Genomic DNA, 18,939 nt, shown 5'->3' on the forward strand with positions numbered 1-18,939 from the left:
GTTTAGGCTTCTAACCTAGCTATATAGAAAACCACCCCCTTTGCGGCGACAAGCTGCGGAGGGGGCGGTTTTTGTATGCCTTGAGGAGGCGAAGGCGGGGGAGGGTCGGTTGGGCGCAGAATGCTGTGTCGCGGGCTAGTTTTTAGCTCCAGAGTGCTAGCGTGGTAATGAGGCGAACGTCCATAGTCATTCAGAAAATGGGTTGCTGGATGGTCCTGAAAATGATGTATCGCTGTTGATTATTGAGGGGGCACGAGCGTATGAAGTCGAATAAGTATGTTCCTGTTGGGATGCTGTTCTTGATTCTGGCAATTATCTTGAATGTAGTGTCAAATGTCAGCGACCTAGTGATTGGAATTCTCTACGGCATCTCAATAGCGGTATTGATTATTGGACTATTTAATAATCGAAAATAGGTACTGCAACTGAGAAAAGGGGGCTGGGGGTCTTCCCAGTTTGGCCGCTCAGCTGGGAGTAGCTGCATGGAGCTGCCGAGGTGAATTATAAGCAACCAAGGAGGTATATTATGAAAAGTATTATTTTTCAGAGCATAGGTGCTTTTATCCTCGTATTTTCTCTTTCCTGTCTGTTCTTGACAGTGATTCAGGGAATGGGAAATCTTTGTTCACCAAACGTTCTTATGATTTCCTTAGGTATGGGTTTGGCATCGGCTACCATGTACTTCTTTGCATTCAGGAATCATGACTAGTCAACCGTGCTATCTTAAAACATCTTAGAGGTAGGGCTATTGTCAGCCCTACCTCTCTTTTGTGTGTCTGTGCCATATGGTGTGTCTACGGTAGCGCACTAGGGTTCGTTTGAAATCCTGTACTCGCACCTAGTTGTTCCCAATCTTTTTGCGCGACGGTGGCGGTCAAGCACGGTGCTTGCGCGGGTATACCTGTGCCTTCGCTATTACATAGTCAAAGAGAACCGACCCCTGAATAGTATTATGGAAAGCAACGCCGCATACGAAGAAGCAACAGCCTTTATCGTAGAAGGCGCATTTGAAAGGATTGAAGAATGGCAAGCATCGAAGTGATGAAAGAACGAGCTCGCATCGCGGGACGCTTCAAACTGTCTGCCCGCCGCAATCCAGAACACCGCGCACTCGTAACCCTAGCGGCTCAACGCGCCGGAGGAGAATGCCACGTCATCCCCGTTGCTCCCGGCGAAGATGAGGCTGACGTACTCGACCGTGCACGCAAGGTTGCGGACGGTAAGCCGGTCATTATTGTGACTGAGGCTGACGGGAAGCTTTCCGCCCGCCTTATGGGTAGTGACGACATGATATCAATATATTAAATTAATGTTTTATTTAAGAATCTAATTGTATTTACTAGATGAGGTGCAGTAGGTAGTGTTTGTTATAAATGAGACTTTGGGGAAGCTTAAGGATTATTCTCTAGCTAAGACGTTGTTGAAAGGGCTTCCAAAGATTCTTGTCTCGGTTTATGCAATTGCAATAATTATTAGCTTTTTCCCTGATGGTTGGGTGAAGGGCGTTGAAGATGGTCTTGCTCTGAGGATTATCCTTGAAGGTTTTAATTATGCTGGATTAGGGCAAATGGTTGACCCTATTAATAGTTTTATCTCTCGCATTAAAAACGGTGAAGAAGCATGGGTATTTTTCCTGCTGTCTATCCTCGCAGCTTCTTCAAGTAGCTACTACCTAAATGGCCTGAGGCGTCGAATTGAGGATTATGATATTTGGAGAATCGTTAGTGACCCTCCCGAGTCTATATTTGTGCTTGTATTTTCCATATCCTCACTTATAGATTACGGTAGGATTGGTGATTTTCATTCGTCGTTCTTTATTTTTTATAATGCCCCAATTTGTCTTGCAATTATTGGTATTTTTGATCTTTTTGTATTAAAAAATAGACATGATGGCATCATTTCTAGTAATAATAAATTTATGTTGTTTGTGATTATTATTGGAGATGTTCTTCTTTCTTTCTTGCTTGCAATTATTTTTGCTCCTGTCGTTTTGATTCTTATTTTATTTGGATTTGTAGGAACACAAAGTAATTGACAAGTAAAACGGACCCGGCAGGCTATCCATCAGATAGCCCGCCGGGTCCCTTCTTTATACCGCTATGCGCTCAACCTTTTAGCGGGTGGTGCGTTCCAGCAGCTGCAGCACGTTCTGGTAGCTGTGGCCGGTCGCCTCCGTCATGCCCTGCTCACAGGTGCGGTTAGCCGAAATGTATGCGGCGAACTGCTTCTGCTCGCTCAGCTCCGCAGCCTCCGCCTCCGTAGCGCTCGCAGTCAGCTCCGGGTGCAGCATACCGCGGTCACCCGCGTAACCACAGCAACCCCAGTGCTTCGGCACGTACACATCGTCACTCATCGCGTTCGCAATCTTCTCAAACGCAGGCTGAGTGCCCAGGTGAGTCATGGAGCAGGTCGGGTGCAGTGCAACCGACGGCAGGGGAGCAGACACGGTCAGCTTGTCCAGCATGTTATCGGCGGCGAACTGCACCGCGTCGTACATGCGCAGACGCGAGTAGTCCGGCTCGCCCGGCTTCAGGCCGTTCACGATCTTGTGCTCAAGCGCCTTAATGACCTTTTCGCGCATCACCTCAAGGCCCTCAGTACAGGACGAAGCGTCACACACGACCGGCAGGCGGCCACCGTCAGTAGCCTCCCACAGGGACTTCAACACACGGTCGCTCATGATCGAGTAGCCGTCGGTGAAGCCCTTCGACTTCCACGGGGTGGAGCAGCACATCTCACCAATATTGTCGGGGATGCGGTACTTCACGCCGGTACGCTCGCACAGGCGGATGAACGCCTGGGTTGCGTTGACCGGGTCGTGCTTACCGTCGCCGTCCACGCCGCCGAACATGGAGTTCACGCAGGCGGGGAAGAACACAATCTCAGCGGTTGCGTCCTTGTGCGGCTTACGCGCCGGGCCACCAACCGGCAGGTCCTTCTTGTAGGAAGGAACCATGTCGTCGCCCATGACCTTGCGGGCAATGTTGGTGGTACCGTGCACCACGGGGAACGGCAGCTTCTTAGCCACAGTCAGGGCCTTACCGGCAACCTTATCCATGATGCCCCACTGCTGTGCGGCGACCTTCCAGCCGGTAGCGGCCAGCTTGTCCTGGTTCTCAGAACGCAGGCGGCGAATCAGGTCACCGGTGTTGATGTTCACGGGGCAGCGGGTCTGGCACATGCCGTCCACTGCACAGGTCTCAATGCCGTAGTACTCGTACTCCTTGCGCAGACGCTCAGCGAGCTCGTGGTCGCCGTTCGCCTCAGCGGCAGCAATCTCACGGCGCAGCACAATACGCTTACGGGGGGTCAAAGTCAGGTTACGGGAGGGGCAGACCGGCTCACAGTAGCCGCACTCCACACAACGGTCGACTTCTTCCTCAACGGTTTCGGCGACCTTCAGATCGGTCACGTAGTCGGTGCCCGGCTCGGCGAGCAGCACGCCCGGGTTCATGAAGCCCTTCGGGTCAATGAGGCGCTTAATCTGGCGCATCACGTCGAAGAGTTCCTCACCGAACTGGCGGCTCACGAACGGCGCCATGATACGGCCGGTACCGTGCTCAGCCTTCAGCGAGCCGTCAGCGGAAAGGATCAGCTGAACCATTTCTTCGGTGAAGTCGCGGTAGCGGTCCAGCTGCTTCGGGTCGCGGAACTGCTCGTTCAGCATGAAGTGGATGTTACCGTCCTTCGCGTGACCGAAAATCACGGAGTCCTGGTAGCCGTGTGCGTCGAACAGCTTGGTCAGGTCGCTACAGGTGTTGCCCAGAACCTCGACAGGAACGACCACGTCTTCCAGCAGTGCGTTAGTGCCGGAGCGGCGGTTACCCGCAACGGTGGTGTACAGGCCGCGGCGTGCCGCCCACAGAGCGTTACGCTCAGACAGCTTGCTGGTCATCGACACCGGCGAAGCCACCGGCAGGCTCTTAAACATGGGTGCCGCAGCGGCAGCCAGGTCGCTCAGCTCCTGCTCGGAGTTGCCCTGGAACTCAACCAGCAGAGCGGCGTGGTCCTTCACGTCGATGGCGGCGAGCGCCTCCGAAGCCTGGCCGGTACGCTGAGCCACACGAATACTGGTGGCGTCCATCAGCTCGACGGTTGCCAGCTTGTTAGCGACCAGTTCGGGCACGGAACGTGCCGCATCAATGAGGTTGTCGAACACGAGCAGACCGGTCGAGGTGTTCTTCAGAATCGGCAGAGTGCGGTAGGTTGCCGAAGCGACGAAGCCGAGGGTACCTTCCGAACCAATCAGCAGGTGCTGCAGAATGTCCACGGGGGTCTCGAAGTCGACCAGGGAGTTCAGGCCGTAACCCATGGTGTTCTTCATGGAGTACTGCTGGCGAATCTTCGCCATGGACTCGGGGTTCTCGAGTACGCGCTTGCGCAGGCGCAACAGGCCCTCGTGGATTTCGGGTTCGAGGGAGCGCAGCTTCTGGTCAGCGTCGGGCTCGGCGGTGTCAATGATGGTGCCGCTGGGCAGCACGAACACCATGGAGTCCAGGGTGTTGTAGGTGTTGTACTTGGTGCCCGACGACATGCCGGAGGAGTTGTTCGCAACCACGCCACCGATGGTGCAGGCGGACCAAGATGCCGGGTCGGGGCCGAGCTTGTAGCCGTAGGGTGCCAGGTAGTTGTTGACCATCATGATGGTCGCGCCGGGCTGCACGCGCACCTTCTTGCCGTCTTCAAGGACCTCAATTTTCTTGAAGTGGCGGCGGGTGTCGACCATGAGGCCGTCGCCGCTGGACTGGCCGGAGAGGGAGGTGCCGCCGGAGCGGAAGGTCAGCGGCAGACCGAGGTCGCCGGCTGCGCGGAAGATGTTGGCGACGTCTTCGGCGGAGTCGGGGCGGACCAGGCCGGCGGGCACGAGCAGGTAGTGGGATGCGTCGTGGGAGATTGCCAGGCGCTCGAGTTCGGAGACGCTGGATTCGACGGCTTCTGCGCGCGCATCGGAGAGTAGACGCTTGAGGGTGTCCTCGTAGGGGGACTTGAGTGCTTTGGAAGTGTTTGACACAACGGTGGTCATGATGAATCTCCTTAGTGAGACTGTCTTACCTTTCAGTATGTGCTCTTGAACACCGTCTTTTCCGCTTAGCTATGGCTAAGCTTGGCGACTACTTGTCACCATAAAGGGGGTGGGTTATACACCGTGCTGATGCGGTGGTTTGCCGCGTATTTGCTGGCTTTCCGGGGGAATACGCCCGGGCCTGCGGAGGCGCACCCACCACACTCTGAACGCCGCGGTTGCTCTTAGGCGCGGCTGCCGAGGGTTGTAACATTCCAGCGGCTAACCCAAAAGGCGGCTAACCCAAAAGAAAGCGTGGGGCAGAAAGCTACATGCTTTCCACCCCACGCTTGTGTAACGTTTAGGCTTCGTCGAAGAAGTCCTCATCAAGCTTCATGATGGTGTACGTGCGTGCCACCTGCACACCAACACCGTACTTAATCATGAGGCGCGCCAGGTGCCCGCCATCAATAAGGACTAGGGAAACTCCGCTACCAAGATTCTCCGCATAGGTGCGTGCACCAGATGTAAAGGAACTCGACGTGATAAACACGCCCTGAGTCGCCTTGCCGTGCATCGCACCCACAAAGTTCTGAAGGTCGGGGCGACCCACCACATTGTCCTTGGCGTAACGCTTAGCCTGGACATAAATCTTCGAAAGACCCAAAGCGTCCTGGTCAATGATTCCGTCCACGCCGCCGTCATTGGACGCCTGAGTGACGGTACCGCGTCCTGCCGGACCACCGTAGCCCATCGCCAATAGAACGTCCACCACCAGATGCTCAAAAGCGGTGGGGGACATGGCGCGCACACGCTCCAAGATGTCGTGCGTCAGTGCGGACTCAATCTGCGTGATGCTTTCGTCAATGAGTTCCTGCGGGGTGCTATCGGACACCTCAGAGGGTGCAGTCGTGACGGTAACGGTCTTGGTAGTGGTCTTCGGGGTTTCCTGCGGGTCCTGCTCGGAACTATCAGACTGGGAACGCTCACGCGTGCGGGCGGTACGAACGATATATGCGACGACATCATCAGGGATGCCCTCAGGATGAGCTTCGATCAGCTTCAATCCTTCGTCAGAAATGACCTGCTGACCGCGGCGCGGAGAATCAACCGCACCGAACATCTTGAGGTAGGTCAAGCCCCAACTAATGCGGTCCACATAGACGGGACGCTTACCGTTCGGCAGGTTGGGTCGCAGCTGCTCGTCAGAAAGCGGGTAGCGCTCTGCTACAGCGCTATAAATCTCTTTGTTGGTGCGGGGGTTGCCGTCAGATAGATAGTTCAGAATGCAGGGAATGAACTCGTAAAACTTGGGAAGTTCAACCTGAGTCGTGTCAGGTGACTGGGCGGTCATTGATGTATCTCCATTGATTAATAACGGCGGGTAGTCCGTTCCTAATATACCTCTAATACAAAAGATAATCGTTGCCAGATGTGCCCGTTTTCCCTTGTATAGGCTTTATTAGCGCTGCGTCGAGTGATGCTACGTCGAGCGGCGCCGCGGCTGCTCTTAGGCACGCCCGCCGAGGGCCGTAACATTCCAGCTCGCAGTACTATCAGAAGTCACCACACCACAAAACAGGGGAGAACCCGCCGAAGCACGCACCCCCAAATCCTCCACAAACACACGCCCACCCGCAGGCACACTGCGCTCCTTACGATCCACACCCGCACAATACACCGTCATCTTCGCACCCGAACGGTTCTCCACCGCAACCGAACCGCCACCAGATACCGTATCGTGCACAAAACCGCGGCTGCCCTGCATCTGAATCTCACCAACCTCAGCGCCCTGACTCGTCAACGGCACACCATCAGGCGCCTCAAACCCGCCCGAAGAATCAACACCCGCCGCACGAACCGACACCATCCACTCAGCATCATCAGCCAACTGCGACGTCGACGCCGTCACACGCGCCGAACTATACGGCGCACCCACCGCACCAGCAGACTTAGCGGAACCAGAAGAGCCGGAACTAGAAGGACTCGGCGCAGACGCGCTCGCCGTATTACGAACCCACACGCCCGCACCCTCACCCGAACCGCCAGCAACCACCTCAACCTGAGTGCCCGAACCGTCAGAGACGGAAACCTTCATTGTGCCCTCCGGCTCGCCGCGACGCTCAAACTCCACATACGAATAGGAGGCGGGCGCCGCCGGGCCCTCAAAAACCGCCTCCTCAACGGTGCCGCGACCCATAAACAGGCGGAAACCCTCAGAATCCTGAAGCACCGGTGCCGTCGCGTGGCTCGCCGCAGTCGGCGCAGACGAAGCCACCGCAGAAGCAGAAGGGGAGGAATTCAGAGTGGCGCACCCACCCAGGGCGGCGGCAAGCGCACCGGACAGGCAGAGGTTCGCGCCCAGCTGGCGGAAGAAGACGGGGCGAGAAGCAGAGGAGGTGGTGTGCTGGTGAGTCATGGGCACTCCGATGTGCGGGGTAGCAACATAAGGTTGCTTTGATAGGTACAACACGCATTTTGCCAGGTTGGGTGCGCTCAGTGCAATGAAATAGAAACGCAAACGCAACGGCGTGGAGTATCATTCACACTATGGATAAGGCAGAACAGAACCAGACAGACAACACGGTAAAGAACGGCACAGCACCCAATACCTCGGGGAATACCTCGGGCAATATTCCGGGGAACAGCCCGGTGGGTGCGTCTGCGCGCCCTGAAACTGTTGCATCTGAAACTACCGCATCTGAAGCCGCCGCTGAGAATACCACGAAGGCTGGTTATACCCAGTCGGCACCGGCAGAATCCAGTGCCGCCAAAACTAGTGCTGCAGCAAGTAGCCCCGCAGAGGCTACCGCCCCCGGCATGGAGGCAGTACAGGTTGATGCCGTGCAGATTGATAGCGCCCGCCTGGACAGCGCCCACGCCGTCTACTCCACTGACCTGGACCCCGACGATGACTACGAAGAAGTTGTCGAAGAATACGCCACCACTGACGCGCCGGACGGCACGCATCGCGAGGAACGCCGCATCACCCGCACCACGCATCACCCGCGCGGCAAGGGCGACCAGAAAGCTGGCACTCCGAATACGGGCTCCCCGAAAGCAGGCACTCAGGGCAACCCCGATGATGCCGCCGAGATAATCGATGCGGGCGAACCCGAAACGCACACCACGACCATTCGCACGGTCACCCGCACCGTCACGGACCCGCCGCGTCGCACTCCGCGAACCCGCCTCTTCCGCACGCTCAGCAAGTACCGCGGCGAGAAGAACCTGGCCGCGTGGGAAGACCGCACTTCCACGCCCATGTTCGTGGCGTCCGTGCTGTACCTGCTTGCGTTCGCCGCGCCCATCATGAGCACGCGTATTCAGGAGCCGTACGACGGGTACCTCAACATCATTCAGATGATTCTGTGGGGCCTCTTCGCCGCCGACTACTGCGTGCGCCTGTACCTGGCGCCGCGGCGACTCTACTTCATCACGCATAACCTGATGAACCTGGCGATTGTGCTGCTGCCCGCGTGGCGTATTGTCAGCTTCCTCTCCATGATTTATATGACCGCCAACCGCCAATACAAGAGGCTCTCCGAACTGGGGATGAAGCTCTTCGGCTACACCGCGATCTTCATCTTCATGTTTGCCCTGTCGATCTATTCGGTGGAGTCCTCCGAGCCGGGCGCGATGATTCGTGACCTGCCCACCGCCTACTGGTGGATGTTCACGACCCTCGCCACGGTCGGCTACGGAGACGTTTACCCGGTCACCGGTATCGGCAGGGTCATCGCCGTGATCGTCATGCTGTACGGCGGGGGCTTGGTCGCGGTTGCTACCGGTGCGCTCGCGAGCTGGATTATCGAAAAGTTTGGTGGCAGGGAGGAGCAGGAGTACCCCGCAACCAAGGCTGACGTGGACGATCTTCGCCAGGAGATTTCTGAGTTGCGTGCCCTGCTGGCTCGTGAGTATGCGCGCCGTGAAGCCCGCGACTACACGTTGCGTGAGGTCGTGGATGAAGACGGTGTGCACCCGGTTCCTTCGGATGCGGAGGCGGCACGCCGCGCCGGTTTCAGCGCCGCCGCGGGCTTTACTGCCCCTGGTACTCCTGGCGCTCCGGGTGCTGCTGCGGCAGCTTCTGCGGAGGCTACCCCGAACACCGCGCCCGGCGCCGCGCGGGCTGGTGAACCTGCCGACTCCTCGGCATCTCATGAGGTTGCGGTGCGCGAGCAGGAGCCGGTCGCCCTGCTGGAGGAGACCCGCCAGACGTTCACGATTATTCGTGAGAAGTTCTCGCTACGTTCCCGCAAGCAGTAGTCCGCTCGCAAATACCCTGCGGACAGTAACCGGGCTGTAGCGGCTCGGTTGCGGTAGCGCAGATAGCAGCGCAGATATAACAGTTCAGTTGAGGCTTGGCGCTCAAACCCACACCGCATACTTATTGAAGCGGTGGGTTTGGGTGCCGAGCCCACGCGAAGGCAAGACGAAGGCAAGAAAATTGCCACCCACGCCACCGTGCGGGATATTTCGCCTTGTCGAGGCAAAATTAGCCCGTGGAGAGTGCAAATTGGGGCTCGTGTGCGCGAAAAACCCCTCAACTTAAGATCTAATGTGACCAAACTATCTTTTAAAAATGGCCGCCACTGGTGAAACTCCTAGCCAGAGCCTATAAACTATCTACCGTGCCGGTTATCGAACGCCCTGTAGCCTCAATGCGCTACGGGGTGTCGTCGTATCCCCACCTCACTCACGGGGAGGCACCACTCAACTCACAAACTCACTCAAACACATAACTCTGTTAGGACACGTTCGTGGTACCTAAGTCCACTCTGGGCGCGCTCGCTCTACTCGGCGCGCTCTCCCTCACCGCGTGCGCACCCGCACCGAATAACGCCTCCGCAAGTGCGGTTGTTGACCCCGCAGCTTTTGAAACCGTCGAGCCTAGTGCCGTTCCCGCCCCCGGCGACGACAGCACCGGAATTAAGGCGGCGGTTAATGTCTCGCATGACCCGTCGATTCACCCGACTGCGACCCAGCCTACTGAGACCCCCGCGCCGGACAACACGAGCAACCAGGAGCCTGCCGCATACACCGCGGCGCCCATGCCTTCCTCGGCAGCCGTTGCGCGCTCGCAGAAAATCATGGACGGCACCTGGGTTCAGCAGGACTCTACCAACCTTGAGAACTACATGGACGCAGTCATTCACGACGGCATTATCGAGGTCACCTACCACCTGAACCACGAAGAGCTGGCAACCCCCTTCTGGGCTGGCACTTTCGAGGCGAAGACCGGCAACTTCAGCTACATTTCGCACGTGGACCACGCGAAGCTGAGCCACGCACCGTACGCCTCCGATAAGGAAACCAAGGAATTCGTCATGGAGGACGGCGTGCTGAGCTTCCCCATGACCTTTGAGGGTGCCACCCGCATCATTCACCTGGAAAAGCAGCACAGCTAAGCGCGCTGCCGGGGGAGTTATCTCATATCTGGCACGCATGACGGACGGGGCGTTCCTGTTGCCGCGTGTGGGTTATAGAATGGGACTATGAGCGAGAACATGACCCCCGAACATGGCACCGCAGCCTCGGTGCAGGATTCCTTCGAGCTGCCCGGCGCACCGGACCAGTTCCAGCGCCTGTGGACCCCTCACCGCACCGCCTACGTGAGCGGCGGCCAGAAGGACTACACCGAGAAGACCTGCCCCTTCTGCACCGCGCCCAGCCGCAGTGACGAAGAGTCGCTGATTGTGCACCGCGGCGAGCATGCCTTCGTGATTCTCAACCTCTACCCGTACAACCCCGGGCACCTGCTGGTCTGCCCGTATCGCCACATCCCGTTTTACGATGATGCGACCGAGGCAGAAACCATGGAGATTGCGCAGCTGACTCAGCTTGCCATGAAGGTTCTGCGTGAGGTGTCGCATAATGACGGCTTCAACATTGGCATTAATCAGGGCAAGGTGGGCGGAGCGGGCATTGCTGATCACCTGCATCAGCACATTCTGCCGCGCTGGAGTGGGGATACAAATTTCCTGCCGATTATCGCTCACACCAAGACAATGTCCCGCACGCTGGATGATATGCGCGTGGCTATTGCGGAGGGGTTTGCTCGCCTCGGCTAGATGGCCCGGTGTACCGGTTGAGAGGCTTGGTGAGTTTGCGAATCTGCACTAATTGCTTCAATTTGCAAATCAGTGCAGAAAAAATTTGCTTCATAAATGCGTAGATTAGGCAGTCGATGCGTATTTGAATGATGTTATGTCCATTGGATATGGCAAAGTTTTAAATGCAGCGACGCTGCGGGGAAGCTTCCAGCTTCCATGAACACCGCACAGCTCACCGAAAAATAGCGGTCACCGATCGCTTTCGGGCTTGGCAGGGGAAGCACCCTGCATCAACCACAGAGGTCAGCGCCTCAACTGAGAACCCACCCCGCCGTGCGTGAACGCGCGGCAACACTGCGAGGGGTGCGGATCAGAGTGAAGGCTGCTGGCCTCTTTTGCGCCCCGAGGATGCGCCCCGAAGATGTGCGCTGGGAATGAGCGGAGCGTCTGGGGCAGTCCCGCCTGCCGCGCCGTGAACCCGCCAGAGCCGTTAGATGTGCCAGCACTAGATGCGCCAGACCCGCTAGAGTGGAATGCTATGGACTACCCCAACCTGCTTGAGACTGCTTTCGACGAGTTCACTGCCGCGCCTGCTGCAGCTACTGCGCCTGCTGCGGCTACTGTGCCCGCCGCCGGTAATGATGCCGGTGCCGTCACCGCCGGTGATTCTGCAGGCACGCCGCGGCTGCTCATCTGGAGGCAGATCCGCTGGTCCAATCGCCGCCCGCTCATTGAGGTGGAACCGGTCGTGCCCGGTGGAGCCATTGGCGGGGCCGCTGAAGGAGCTCATCACCGGGCATCTCAAGCGGCGGGGGAGGGCGCACCCGAGCCCGCGCAGCTTGGCGTTCCGAGCGGGGTGCGCATCCAGATTCCGTTGACTCCCGGCGCCTACCTGGGGTTGCGTATTCCGCGCGATAGCGAGGGTGAACTCTACCGCTACTGCGCCGGCTACACCACCGGCGTAAGCGGTGATGCCGCCTCCGAATCCGCACCCAAATCCGGAGTTACCTCCGCCGGAATCCGCCGCGTACCCTGCCCCGAGGGCACCCGCATCACCCGTGGCCAACAGTGCCCGCGTTGCGCCGCCCGCGACGAATTCACCGCCCTGCACAGCGCGCACCTGTACCCCGGAACGCTCACCGAATCCATGCGCGCCTACGCCATGCTGGAGCACCGCCTCTACATCGCGACGTTCCCGGACGGCACGCACAAGGTCGGTACGAGCTCCCTACATTCGACCCCGCGCCGCCTGGATGAGCAGGCGGTCGCCACCGCCACCTACATTGCGCTCGCACCCGACGGCCTGGCCATTCGCCGCGCCGAAGATGCCGTGACCGCCCTCGCGAAGATTCCGCAGGTCAAGCAGGTGGCGAGCAAGTACCGCGCCTGGACGAACCCGCTGCCCGGCGCGCAGCTTCGCTCTGCCCATCGGGAGGCGGTTGCCCGCGCCCGCGAAGCGCTCGCCGAACTGGCACGCACCGAGCCGGAGGTGCCGCTCACCGCCCTGGATGAGCCGTGGATTCCGTCGCTTGCCATGAACCGCCCGTATGCGGCTCTGCGGGCGCAATCGCCCGAGCCTCTGGCACCCTGCGATTCTGGTCTGGGTGATTCTGGCACCGAGAGCGGGGCGGCTGGCTTCTTCTGCACGGGTGCGGCGGGTCAGTTTTTGAGCGCCCACACCGGCGATGCTGACGCGGCGTTCCTGGTGAATACTGCCGCGTGGCGGAATGTGCTGGTGGAGCCGGCGCAGGAGTTCACGCGGATGAGGGTGCAGGGTTCTCTGTTCTAAGTGGGCTCGCTGCTCTAATACCCCCGGCACGCCGCTTTAGCCGGAGCCACCATTCCAAAACCTCAGTAACCCCGCCCCGTCCGGCTGTAGCGAACGAGTCCCGGCGGACCATTCAGCCGTTGGCGTGCGTGTACTAAAATGGTAAGCATGTCCAAACCCCTCATTCGTCTTCTCGGCCAGGGTGTACGCGCCGCGACTAAGCTTCGCGGCGGCGGCTCCGCCTTCCCCGGCCTTGTCATGGAAAAATTGCACCCCGACTTCGTCGCTGAAGAGCTCGCGAAGCTGCCCTACGGCGTGGTTGTTGTCTCCGGTACGAACGGTAAGACCACCACCACGAAGATGGCTGTGCAGCTGCTTGAAGCTCAGGGTCTGAAGGTTTTCACTAACCGCACCGGTTCGAACTTTGTGCGCGGTGTTGCCGCGGCACTGCTGGGCGAGATGACTCTCGGCGGCAAGCTTGACGCTGATATTGCCGTGCTTGAGCTGGACGAGGCGCACGCCGTGCACTTCGTCAAGGCCGTCAAGCCCGATTACGCTCTGCTGCTGAACGTTCTGCGTGACCAGCTGGACCGCTTCGGTGAGATTGACACGACCCGCCGCATGCTGGCGACCGTCGCCTCCGCAACGACCGGCACCGTGGTGCTTAACCGTGAGGATCCGCGCATCCGCTCCCTCGCTGAGAACGTGCAGCCGGGCGTGACCGTCAAGTACTACGGCCTGGATGAGTCCCTGCGCTCGTACTTCCCCTCGGATGATGAGATGCGCGGCGGCACCGTCGCGAAGGCAACCCTGCCCGATGCAGACGTCACCCTGACCGCGTTCTCCGGCACCTCCGCAACCTTCGATCTGGCGGGTGTGGAGCGAGTCGGCGAGATTAACCTTTACGGCATTTACAACATCTTCAACGCGGCTGGCGCTATGGCGCTGACCCGCGCCGTCATGGGCGAGAAGCTCAACGAAGATAAGCTCATTGCGGAGCTGGCGAAGATTACCCCCGCCTTCGGTCGCGGTGAGACCCTGAACGTGAACGGCCGCCCGCTGCAGCTGCTGCTGGTGAAGAACCCGAGCGGTTTCCGTCTGTCCCTGGCGAGTGCGAACGCTGACGACTACGCCACCATGATTACGATTAACGACCAGTACGCTGACGGTCGTGACGTGTCCTGGCTGTGGGATGTTGACTTCGACAGCTTGAAGAAGACCGGCGTGCAGATGGTCTCGGGTGTGCGCGCCTGGGATATGGCGCTGCGCCTGGAGCATGACGGCGTGAAGGTTGACGAGGTCAACGAGAACCTCGCCAACGCGCTCAAGGGCTTCATTGCCTCCAGCGGTAACGCGCCCATGCGTATTTTCTGCACCTACACCGCAATGCTGGCTCTGCGTGAAGAGCTCGCAAAGATTACTGACGTTGAGAGGGTTTCCTAATGACGGCAACTCACACTTTTGAGGGCACCCCCGCCTCCGGCCCCAATAACGGTAAGACTCTGCGTATTCTGCAGCTGTACCCGCTCGACATGAACATTTACGGCGACTGGGGTAACACTCTGGCGTTGGCTCGTCGCGCGCAGGCGCACGGCTTTGACGTGCAGATTCTGGACCACAACCCCGGTCAGCCTTTCCCGGAAGATGTTGACATTATTCTGGGTGGCGGCGGTCAGGATTCCGGTCAGTCCGTGATTCAGGATGACCTGCACGCGAACGGTGACACGCTGCGCTCGCTGGCTGAGGCTGGCGTGCCGATGCTCGTTATTTGTGGTCTGTACCAGCTGTTCGGTAAGGAATTCCGCACCCGTGAGGGTGAGGTGCTGAAGGGTATCGGCATTTTTGATGCGCACACGGTTGGCGGCGATGACCGCCTGATTGGCAACATTGTTGAGGAGTCTGAGGAGTTCGGCACTGTGATTGGTTTTGAGAACCACTCGGGTCTGACTTACCTGGGCGCCGGATGCACCCCGCTGGCTACCGTCACCAAGGGCGAGGGCAACAACGTGACCGACTCGTATGAGGGTGCGCGCGTGCACAACGTGATTGGCACCTACCTGCACGGTTCGCTGCTGCCGAAGAACCCGAAGATTTCGGATTACCTGATTGAGCAGGCGGCTAAGCGTAAGTTTGGCGAGTTCACGCCGAACACTATTGACGACTCGCTGGTGGAGAAGGCACGCGCTTCGGCTGCGTCTCGCCCCCGCTAGCATCCTTCCGGGTGGTGGCGTGCACTTTCTGAGGTGGTGTGCGCCTCCGCTACGGTATAGTTATGTGAGTACAGTACGGTGCGTGGGACGTTTCGCCGTGTCCGCACAGAGGTTTTGACTAAGGGAGATACGAATGTCCGGTCACTCTAAATGGGCGACTACTAAGCACAAGAAGGCTGCTATCGACGCTAAGCGCGCGAAGGCTTTCGCGAAGTTCATTAAGGCAATTGAAGTTGCAGCACGTATGGGCGGCGCTGATATTGCTGGTAACCCCGCTCTTGACCTGGCTGTGTCGAAGGCGAAGAAGAACTCCGTTCCTAACGACAACATTGACCGAGCAATCAAGCGTGGCGCTGGCCTGACCGGTGAGACCATTGACTACACCGAAATCATGTATGAAGCACGCGGCCCGCAGGGTACCGCTCTGTACATTGAGTGTCTGACCGATAACCGTAACCGCGCAGCGTCTGAGGTTCGCCTGGCTGTGACCCGTAACGGCGGTACCATGGCTGACCAGGGTTCGGTTGCGTTCCTGTTCGAGCGTAAGGGCGTTGCTGAGGTCACCAAGACTGACGGTCTGACCGAGGATGACGTTCTGATGGCTGTTCTGGATGCAGGTGCCGAAGAGGTTCTGGACGAGGGCGACGTGTTCACCGTTGTTTCCGCAGCGACCGACCTGCCCGAGATCCGTAAGGCACTGGACGAGGCTGGCCTGGAGTACAACAACGACGACCCGGTCTTCCGCCCGACCATGCAGGTTGACCTGGACGCCGAGGGTGCTAAGAAGTTCATGAAGCTGGCAGACGCTATTGAAGAGCTCGACGACGTTCAGAACGTCTACTCGAACGCTAACGTTTCTGCCGAGGTTATGGCAGAGCTGGAAGCTGAGTAATCACTCGGATTCTGATATCTGATGCTTGAAGAAGCCGCTCCTTTAACCGAGCCGCCGTAGGGTGGCTGGTTGGGGGAGTGGCTTCTTAGCGTTTTGGGGATGCGCTGGGTACTTTTCGCGGGGCGCACGGTGACTGTTTACGCGGTGACCGCGCTTATGATGGCCGTTCTCGCGGTGACTAATCTCGTGGCGTGCCCCGGTGCCGGGTGCTAGGATTCTGAAGGGCTAGAATCTAGAGATTCTCTAGGGAGTTTGTCGAAAGGGGAGATGATGGCCGCTGCTCAACCTGCCGCACGCGATAGCATGCGTGAGAACCGCGCCGCCACCGCTGTGGAGCGTGTGCCGGGGGCAACCCGCATCATGGGTGTTGACCCCGGTCTGACCCGCTGTGGCTTCTCCATGCTCGATATGACCGCCGACCGTAAGGCGCACTTCGTGAACGTGGGTGTTGCCGGCACGATCCCGGCGGAGTCCCTGGACCAGCGTATTCTCTGGATTTTCAACGCCGCCTCCCACTGGCTCGACACCTACAAGCCGGATGCCCTGGCGATTGAGCGTATCTTCGCACAGGAGCAGGTGAACACGGTGATTGGTACGGCGCACGCTTCGGGTGCAGTGATTTCTGCGGCGGCAATGCGCGGCGTGCCGGTGTTCTTCCATACCCCCTCGGAGGTGAAGGCGGCGGTGACCGGTAGCGGCCGCGCCGATAAAGCGTCGGTGGGTCGCATGGTGACCCGCATTCTGGGGCTGGATTCCATGCCAAAACCCGCCGATGCTGCCGATGCCCTGGCGATTGCGATCTGTCACGGCTGGCGTGGTGGCGGTATTGGTTCTGGTATTAACATGGCGGCGCAGACGCAGACTCACCAGGGTTCACGCCCGGCACAGGCTCGCCGCGGTGGGTCGTTGACTCCGGCGCAGCGTGCCTGGATGGAGGCGGAGGCGCGCGCTCGCCGCTAGAGGCGCCTTTGTGGGCCTTTGCGCCCTCCTGCTGGTTCGCATGTATTCGCTAAGAAGTTCGAATATATGCTTGATTTCAGAAGAAATATTCTAATATACTTGTAGTGTCTCCCCGTCGAACTGGGGGAGTGCGTTCTGTGGGTGCCGGAGTGCCCGGTGCCCTCACACTGCCGCGAGCCTCAAACCGGGGGCGCGGTGTTGAAAGGTGGAGAGAAATGATTGCATCCCTGACCGGTCGTGTGGCTCAGGTGGGCCTTGATCATGCGGTGATTAACGTGAACGGTTTCGGCATGCTCGTGTACGCTACTGCGCGTACTCTCTCCAAGCTGCGCACTGGTGAGGAAGCTACCGTGCTGACCACCATGATTGTGCGTGAAGAGTCGATGACTCTCTACGGTTTTTCGGAGCCTGCCGAGCGTGAAGTGTTCGATATGATGCTTTCGGTTTCCGGTATTGGTCCGCGTATTGCTCTGGCGGTGCTGAGTGTTCACACCGCTTCTGAGGTGGAGCGTGCCGTGGCGACCGGTGACGATAAGGCGTTCACGAAGGTTCCCGGTATTGGTCCGAAGGGTGCCCGCCGTATTGTGCTGGAGCTTGCCGGCAAGCTGATTCTCAGCGATGGCCAGACCGATGAGCTGCCGCTGAGCCAGGGCATCGTCTGGAAGCCGCAGGTGCTTGATGCTCTCACCTCCCTGGGCTGGAGTGAGAAGGACGCTTCCGCCGCTATTGACGCTTACGTGCAGCACAACCCTGCCGCAGAGACTGAGCCGGTGGGTGTGGCTCTGCGCGGTGTGCTCGCATCCTTGGGTACTCAGAACACGGTGGGTCGCCACTAATCGGCGCGCCCTGTTCGACGTATCCCACTCAAACTTTTGTGAAAGAAGAATTCTATGAGCCAGAATCCCTATGAGCCGCAGCCCGCGGCGTCCCTGGTTTCCGGCGGGTATTTTCCCGGTCAGGTGCCCGGCACTCAGGCGTCTTCAGCTCCCGCCCAGCGCCTCGTGGCGATGGAAGAAGAGCCTGAAGAGAAGATGATTGAGGCGGCACTGCGCCCTAAGTCCCTGGATGACTTTGTGGGTCAGCGCCGTGTGCGTCAGCAGCTGTCCCTGGTGCTGGAGGCTTCGAAGATGCGTGGCCGTAGCGCCGATCATGTGCTACTGTCGGGCCCTCCCGGTCTGGGTAAGACCACTCTCGCAATGATTATTGCGGCAGAGATGGAGGCGCCGTTGCGCATCACCTCCGGTCCGGCGATTCAGCATTCGGGTGATTTGGCGGCGATTCTGTCTTCGCTGACCCCCGGTGAGGTGTTGTTCCTGGATGAGATTCACCGTATGAGCCGCCCGGCTGAGGAAATGCTCTACATGGCGATGGAAGATTTCCGTGTGGACATTGTGGTCGGTAAGGGCGCGGGTGCGACCTCCATTCCGTTGGAGCTGCCGCAGTTCACCCTGGTGGGTGCGACGACCCGTGCGGGTCTGCTGCCCGGGCCTCTGCGTGACCGCTTCGGTTTTACCGGTCACCTGGAGTTCTACTCGGTGGAGGAGCTTGAGCTGGTGCTTCGCCGTAGCGCGGGTCTGATGGACATGCAGATTACCTCCGAGGGCTTTACCGAGATTGCCGGTCGTTCCCGCGGCACGCCGCGTATTGCAAACCGTCTGCTGCGCCGTGTGCGTGACTGGGCGCTGGTCAACGGCGTGGATCGCATTAATGCGACCGACGCCGCAACCGCGCTGGACATGTACGAGGTGGATTCGCGCGGCCTGGACCGCCTGGACCGTGCCGTGCTGGAGGCGCTGATTCACAAGTTCGGCGGCGGCCCGGTGGGTCTGTCTACCCTCGCCATTGCGGTGGGTGAAGAGACGGAGACCGTGGAGACGGTTGCCGAGCCGTACCTGGTGCGTGAGGGTCTGATTGGTCGCACCCCGCGCGGTCGTGTGGCTCTGCCCGCGGCGTGGGAGCACCTCGGCTTAGAAGCGCCCGAGATTCAACTCTAGGCCCGATTCAGCTCTAGACCTGCACCAGCTGATAACACAGCAGTTGATGACACAGTAGTA

At 58.9% G+C, this 18,939-nt stretch carries 15 protein-coding genes; 12 read left to right on the top strand and 3 right to left on the bottom strand.

Going from position 1 to position 18,939, the window contains the following annotated elements; genetic code table 11:
* Positions 1-1,023: 1,023 nt before the first annotated feature.
* Positions 1,024-1,305, top strand: coding sequence for an aminotransferase (locus RQ593_RS02365; RefSeq protein ID WP_311449713.1), 282 nt, complete (start codon positions 1,024-1,026; stop codon positions 1,303-1,305).
* 55 nt (positions 1,306-1,360) lie between these two features.
* A complete protein-coding gene (locus RQ593_RS02370) occupies positions 1,361-2,035 on the top strand; it encodes a hypothetical protein (protein ID WP_070593368.1) in 675 nt (224 codons plus the stop codon).
* A 78-nt stretch (positions 2,036-2,113) separates the two neighbouring features.
* On the opposite strand, the gene RQ593_RS02375 is transcribed toward RQ593_RS02370, so the two are convergent.
* The 3 genes from RQ593_RS02375 to RQ593_RS02385 all read right to left on the bottom strand — a co-directional run bounded on the left by RQ593_RS02375 (position 2,114) and on the right by RQ593_RS02385 (position 7,421).
* Positions 2,114-5,023: an FAD-binding and (Fe-S)-binding domain-containing protein gene (locus RQ593_RS02375; RefSeq protein ID WP_311449714.1), complete on the bottom strand. Its 2,910-nt coding sequence runs from the start codon at positions 5,021-5,023 to the stop codon at positions 2,114-2,116.
* Between the two features lie 340 nt (positions 5,024-5,363).
* Complete coding sequence (locus RQ593_RS02380; RefSeq protein ID WP_303936849.1) at positions 5,364-6,356, bottom strand: restriction endonuclease; 993 nt, start codon at positions 6,354-6,356, stop codon at positions 5,364-5,366.
* 156 nt (positions 6,357-6,512) lie between these two features.
* Entirely contained in the window at positions 6,513-7,421 is a 909-nt protein-coding gene (locus RQ593_RS02385; RefSeq protein ID WP_311449715.1) for a hypothetical protein, read from the bottom strand.
* A gap of 131 nt (positions 7,422-7,552) precedes the next feature.
* On the opposite strand from RQ593_RS02385, the gene RQ593_RS02390 reads away from it, so the two are divergent.
* From RQ593_RS02390 to ruvB, 10 genes are all read left to right on the top strand, one after another.
* Positions 7,553-9,268 (top strand): ion channel, encoded by a 1,716-nt coding sequence (locus RQ593_RS02390; RefSeq protein WP_311449716.1) that lies wholly within the window; start codon positions 7,553-7,555, stop codon positions 9,266-9,268.
* 494 nt (positions 9,269-9,762) lie between these two features.
* Entirely contained in the window at positions 9,763-10,410 is a 648-nt protein-coding gene (locus RQ593_RS02395) for an aspartate ammonia-lyase (protein WP_070687707.1), read from the top strand.
* A gap of 87 nt (positions 10,411-10,497) precedes the next feature.
* The gene (locus RQ593_RS02400) at positions 10,498-11,073 is read left to right on the top strand and encodes an HIT domain-containing protein (protein ID WP_311449717.1); all 576 of its coding nucleotides are present in this window, start codon (positions 10,498-10,500) and stop codon (positions 11,071-11,073) included.
* 520 nt (positions 11,074-11,593) lie between these two features.
* A complete protein-coding gene (locus tag RQ593_RS02405; RefSeq protein ID WP_311449718.1) occupies positions 11,594-12,844 on the top strand; it encodes a hypothetical protein in 1,251 nt (416 codons plus the stop codon).
* 138 nt (positions 12,845-12,982) lie between these two features.
* Positions 12,983-14,266: a MurT ligase domain-containing protein gene (locus tag RQ593_RS02410; protein ID WP_311449719.1), complete on the top strand. Its 1,284-nt coding sequence runs from the start codon at positions 12,983-12,985 to the stop codon at positions 14,264-14,266.
* Positions 14,266-15,033: a glutamine amidotransferase gene (locus tag RQ593_RS02415; RefSeq protein WP_311449720.1), complete on the top strand. Its 768-nt coding sequence runs from the start codon at positions 14,266-14,268 to the stop codon at positions 15,031-15,033. The genes RQ593_RS02410 and RQ593_RS02415 overlap by 1 nt, the downstream gene beginning before the upstream one ends.
* Before the next feature lie 133 nt (positions 15,034-15,166).
* The gene (locus RQ593_RS02420; protein ID WP_049345517.1) at positions 15,167-15,925 is read left to right on the top strand and encodes a YebC/PmpR family DNA-binding transcriptional regulator; all 759 of its coding nucleotides are present in this window, start codon (positions 15,167-15,169) and stop codon (positions 15,923-15,925) included.
* A 303-nt stretch (positions 15,926-16,228) separates the two neighbouring features.
* Entirely contained in the window at positions 16,229-16,885 is a 657-nt protein-coding gene (gene ruvC, locus RQ593_RS02425; RefSeq protein WP_311449770.1) for a crossover junction endodeoxyribonuclease RuvC, read from the top strand.
* Between the two features lie 215 nt (positions 16,886-17,100).
* Positions 17,101-17,721: a Holliday junction branch migration protein RuvA gene (ruvA, locus tag RQ593_RS02430; protein WP_294641869.1), complete on the top strand. Its 621-nt coding sequence runs from the start codon at positions 17,101-17,103 to the stop codon at positions 17,719-17,721.
* A 171-nt stretch (positions 17,722-17,892) separates the two neighbouring features.
* A complete protein-coding gene (gene ruvB / locus RQ593_RS02435; protein WP_172855776.1) occupies positions 17,893-18,879 on the top strand; it encodes a Holliday junction branch migration DNA helicase RuvB in 987 nt (328 codons plus the stop codon).
* Positions 18,880-18,939: the final 60 nt, after the last annotated feature.

The sequence above is a fragment of the uncultured Rothia sp. genome (assembly GCF_963507905.1).
In the GTDB taxonomy this organism is placed as follows: domain Bacteria; phylum Actinomycetota; class Actinomycetes; order Actinomycetales; family Micrococcaceae; genus Rothia.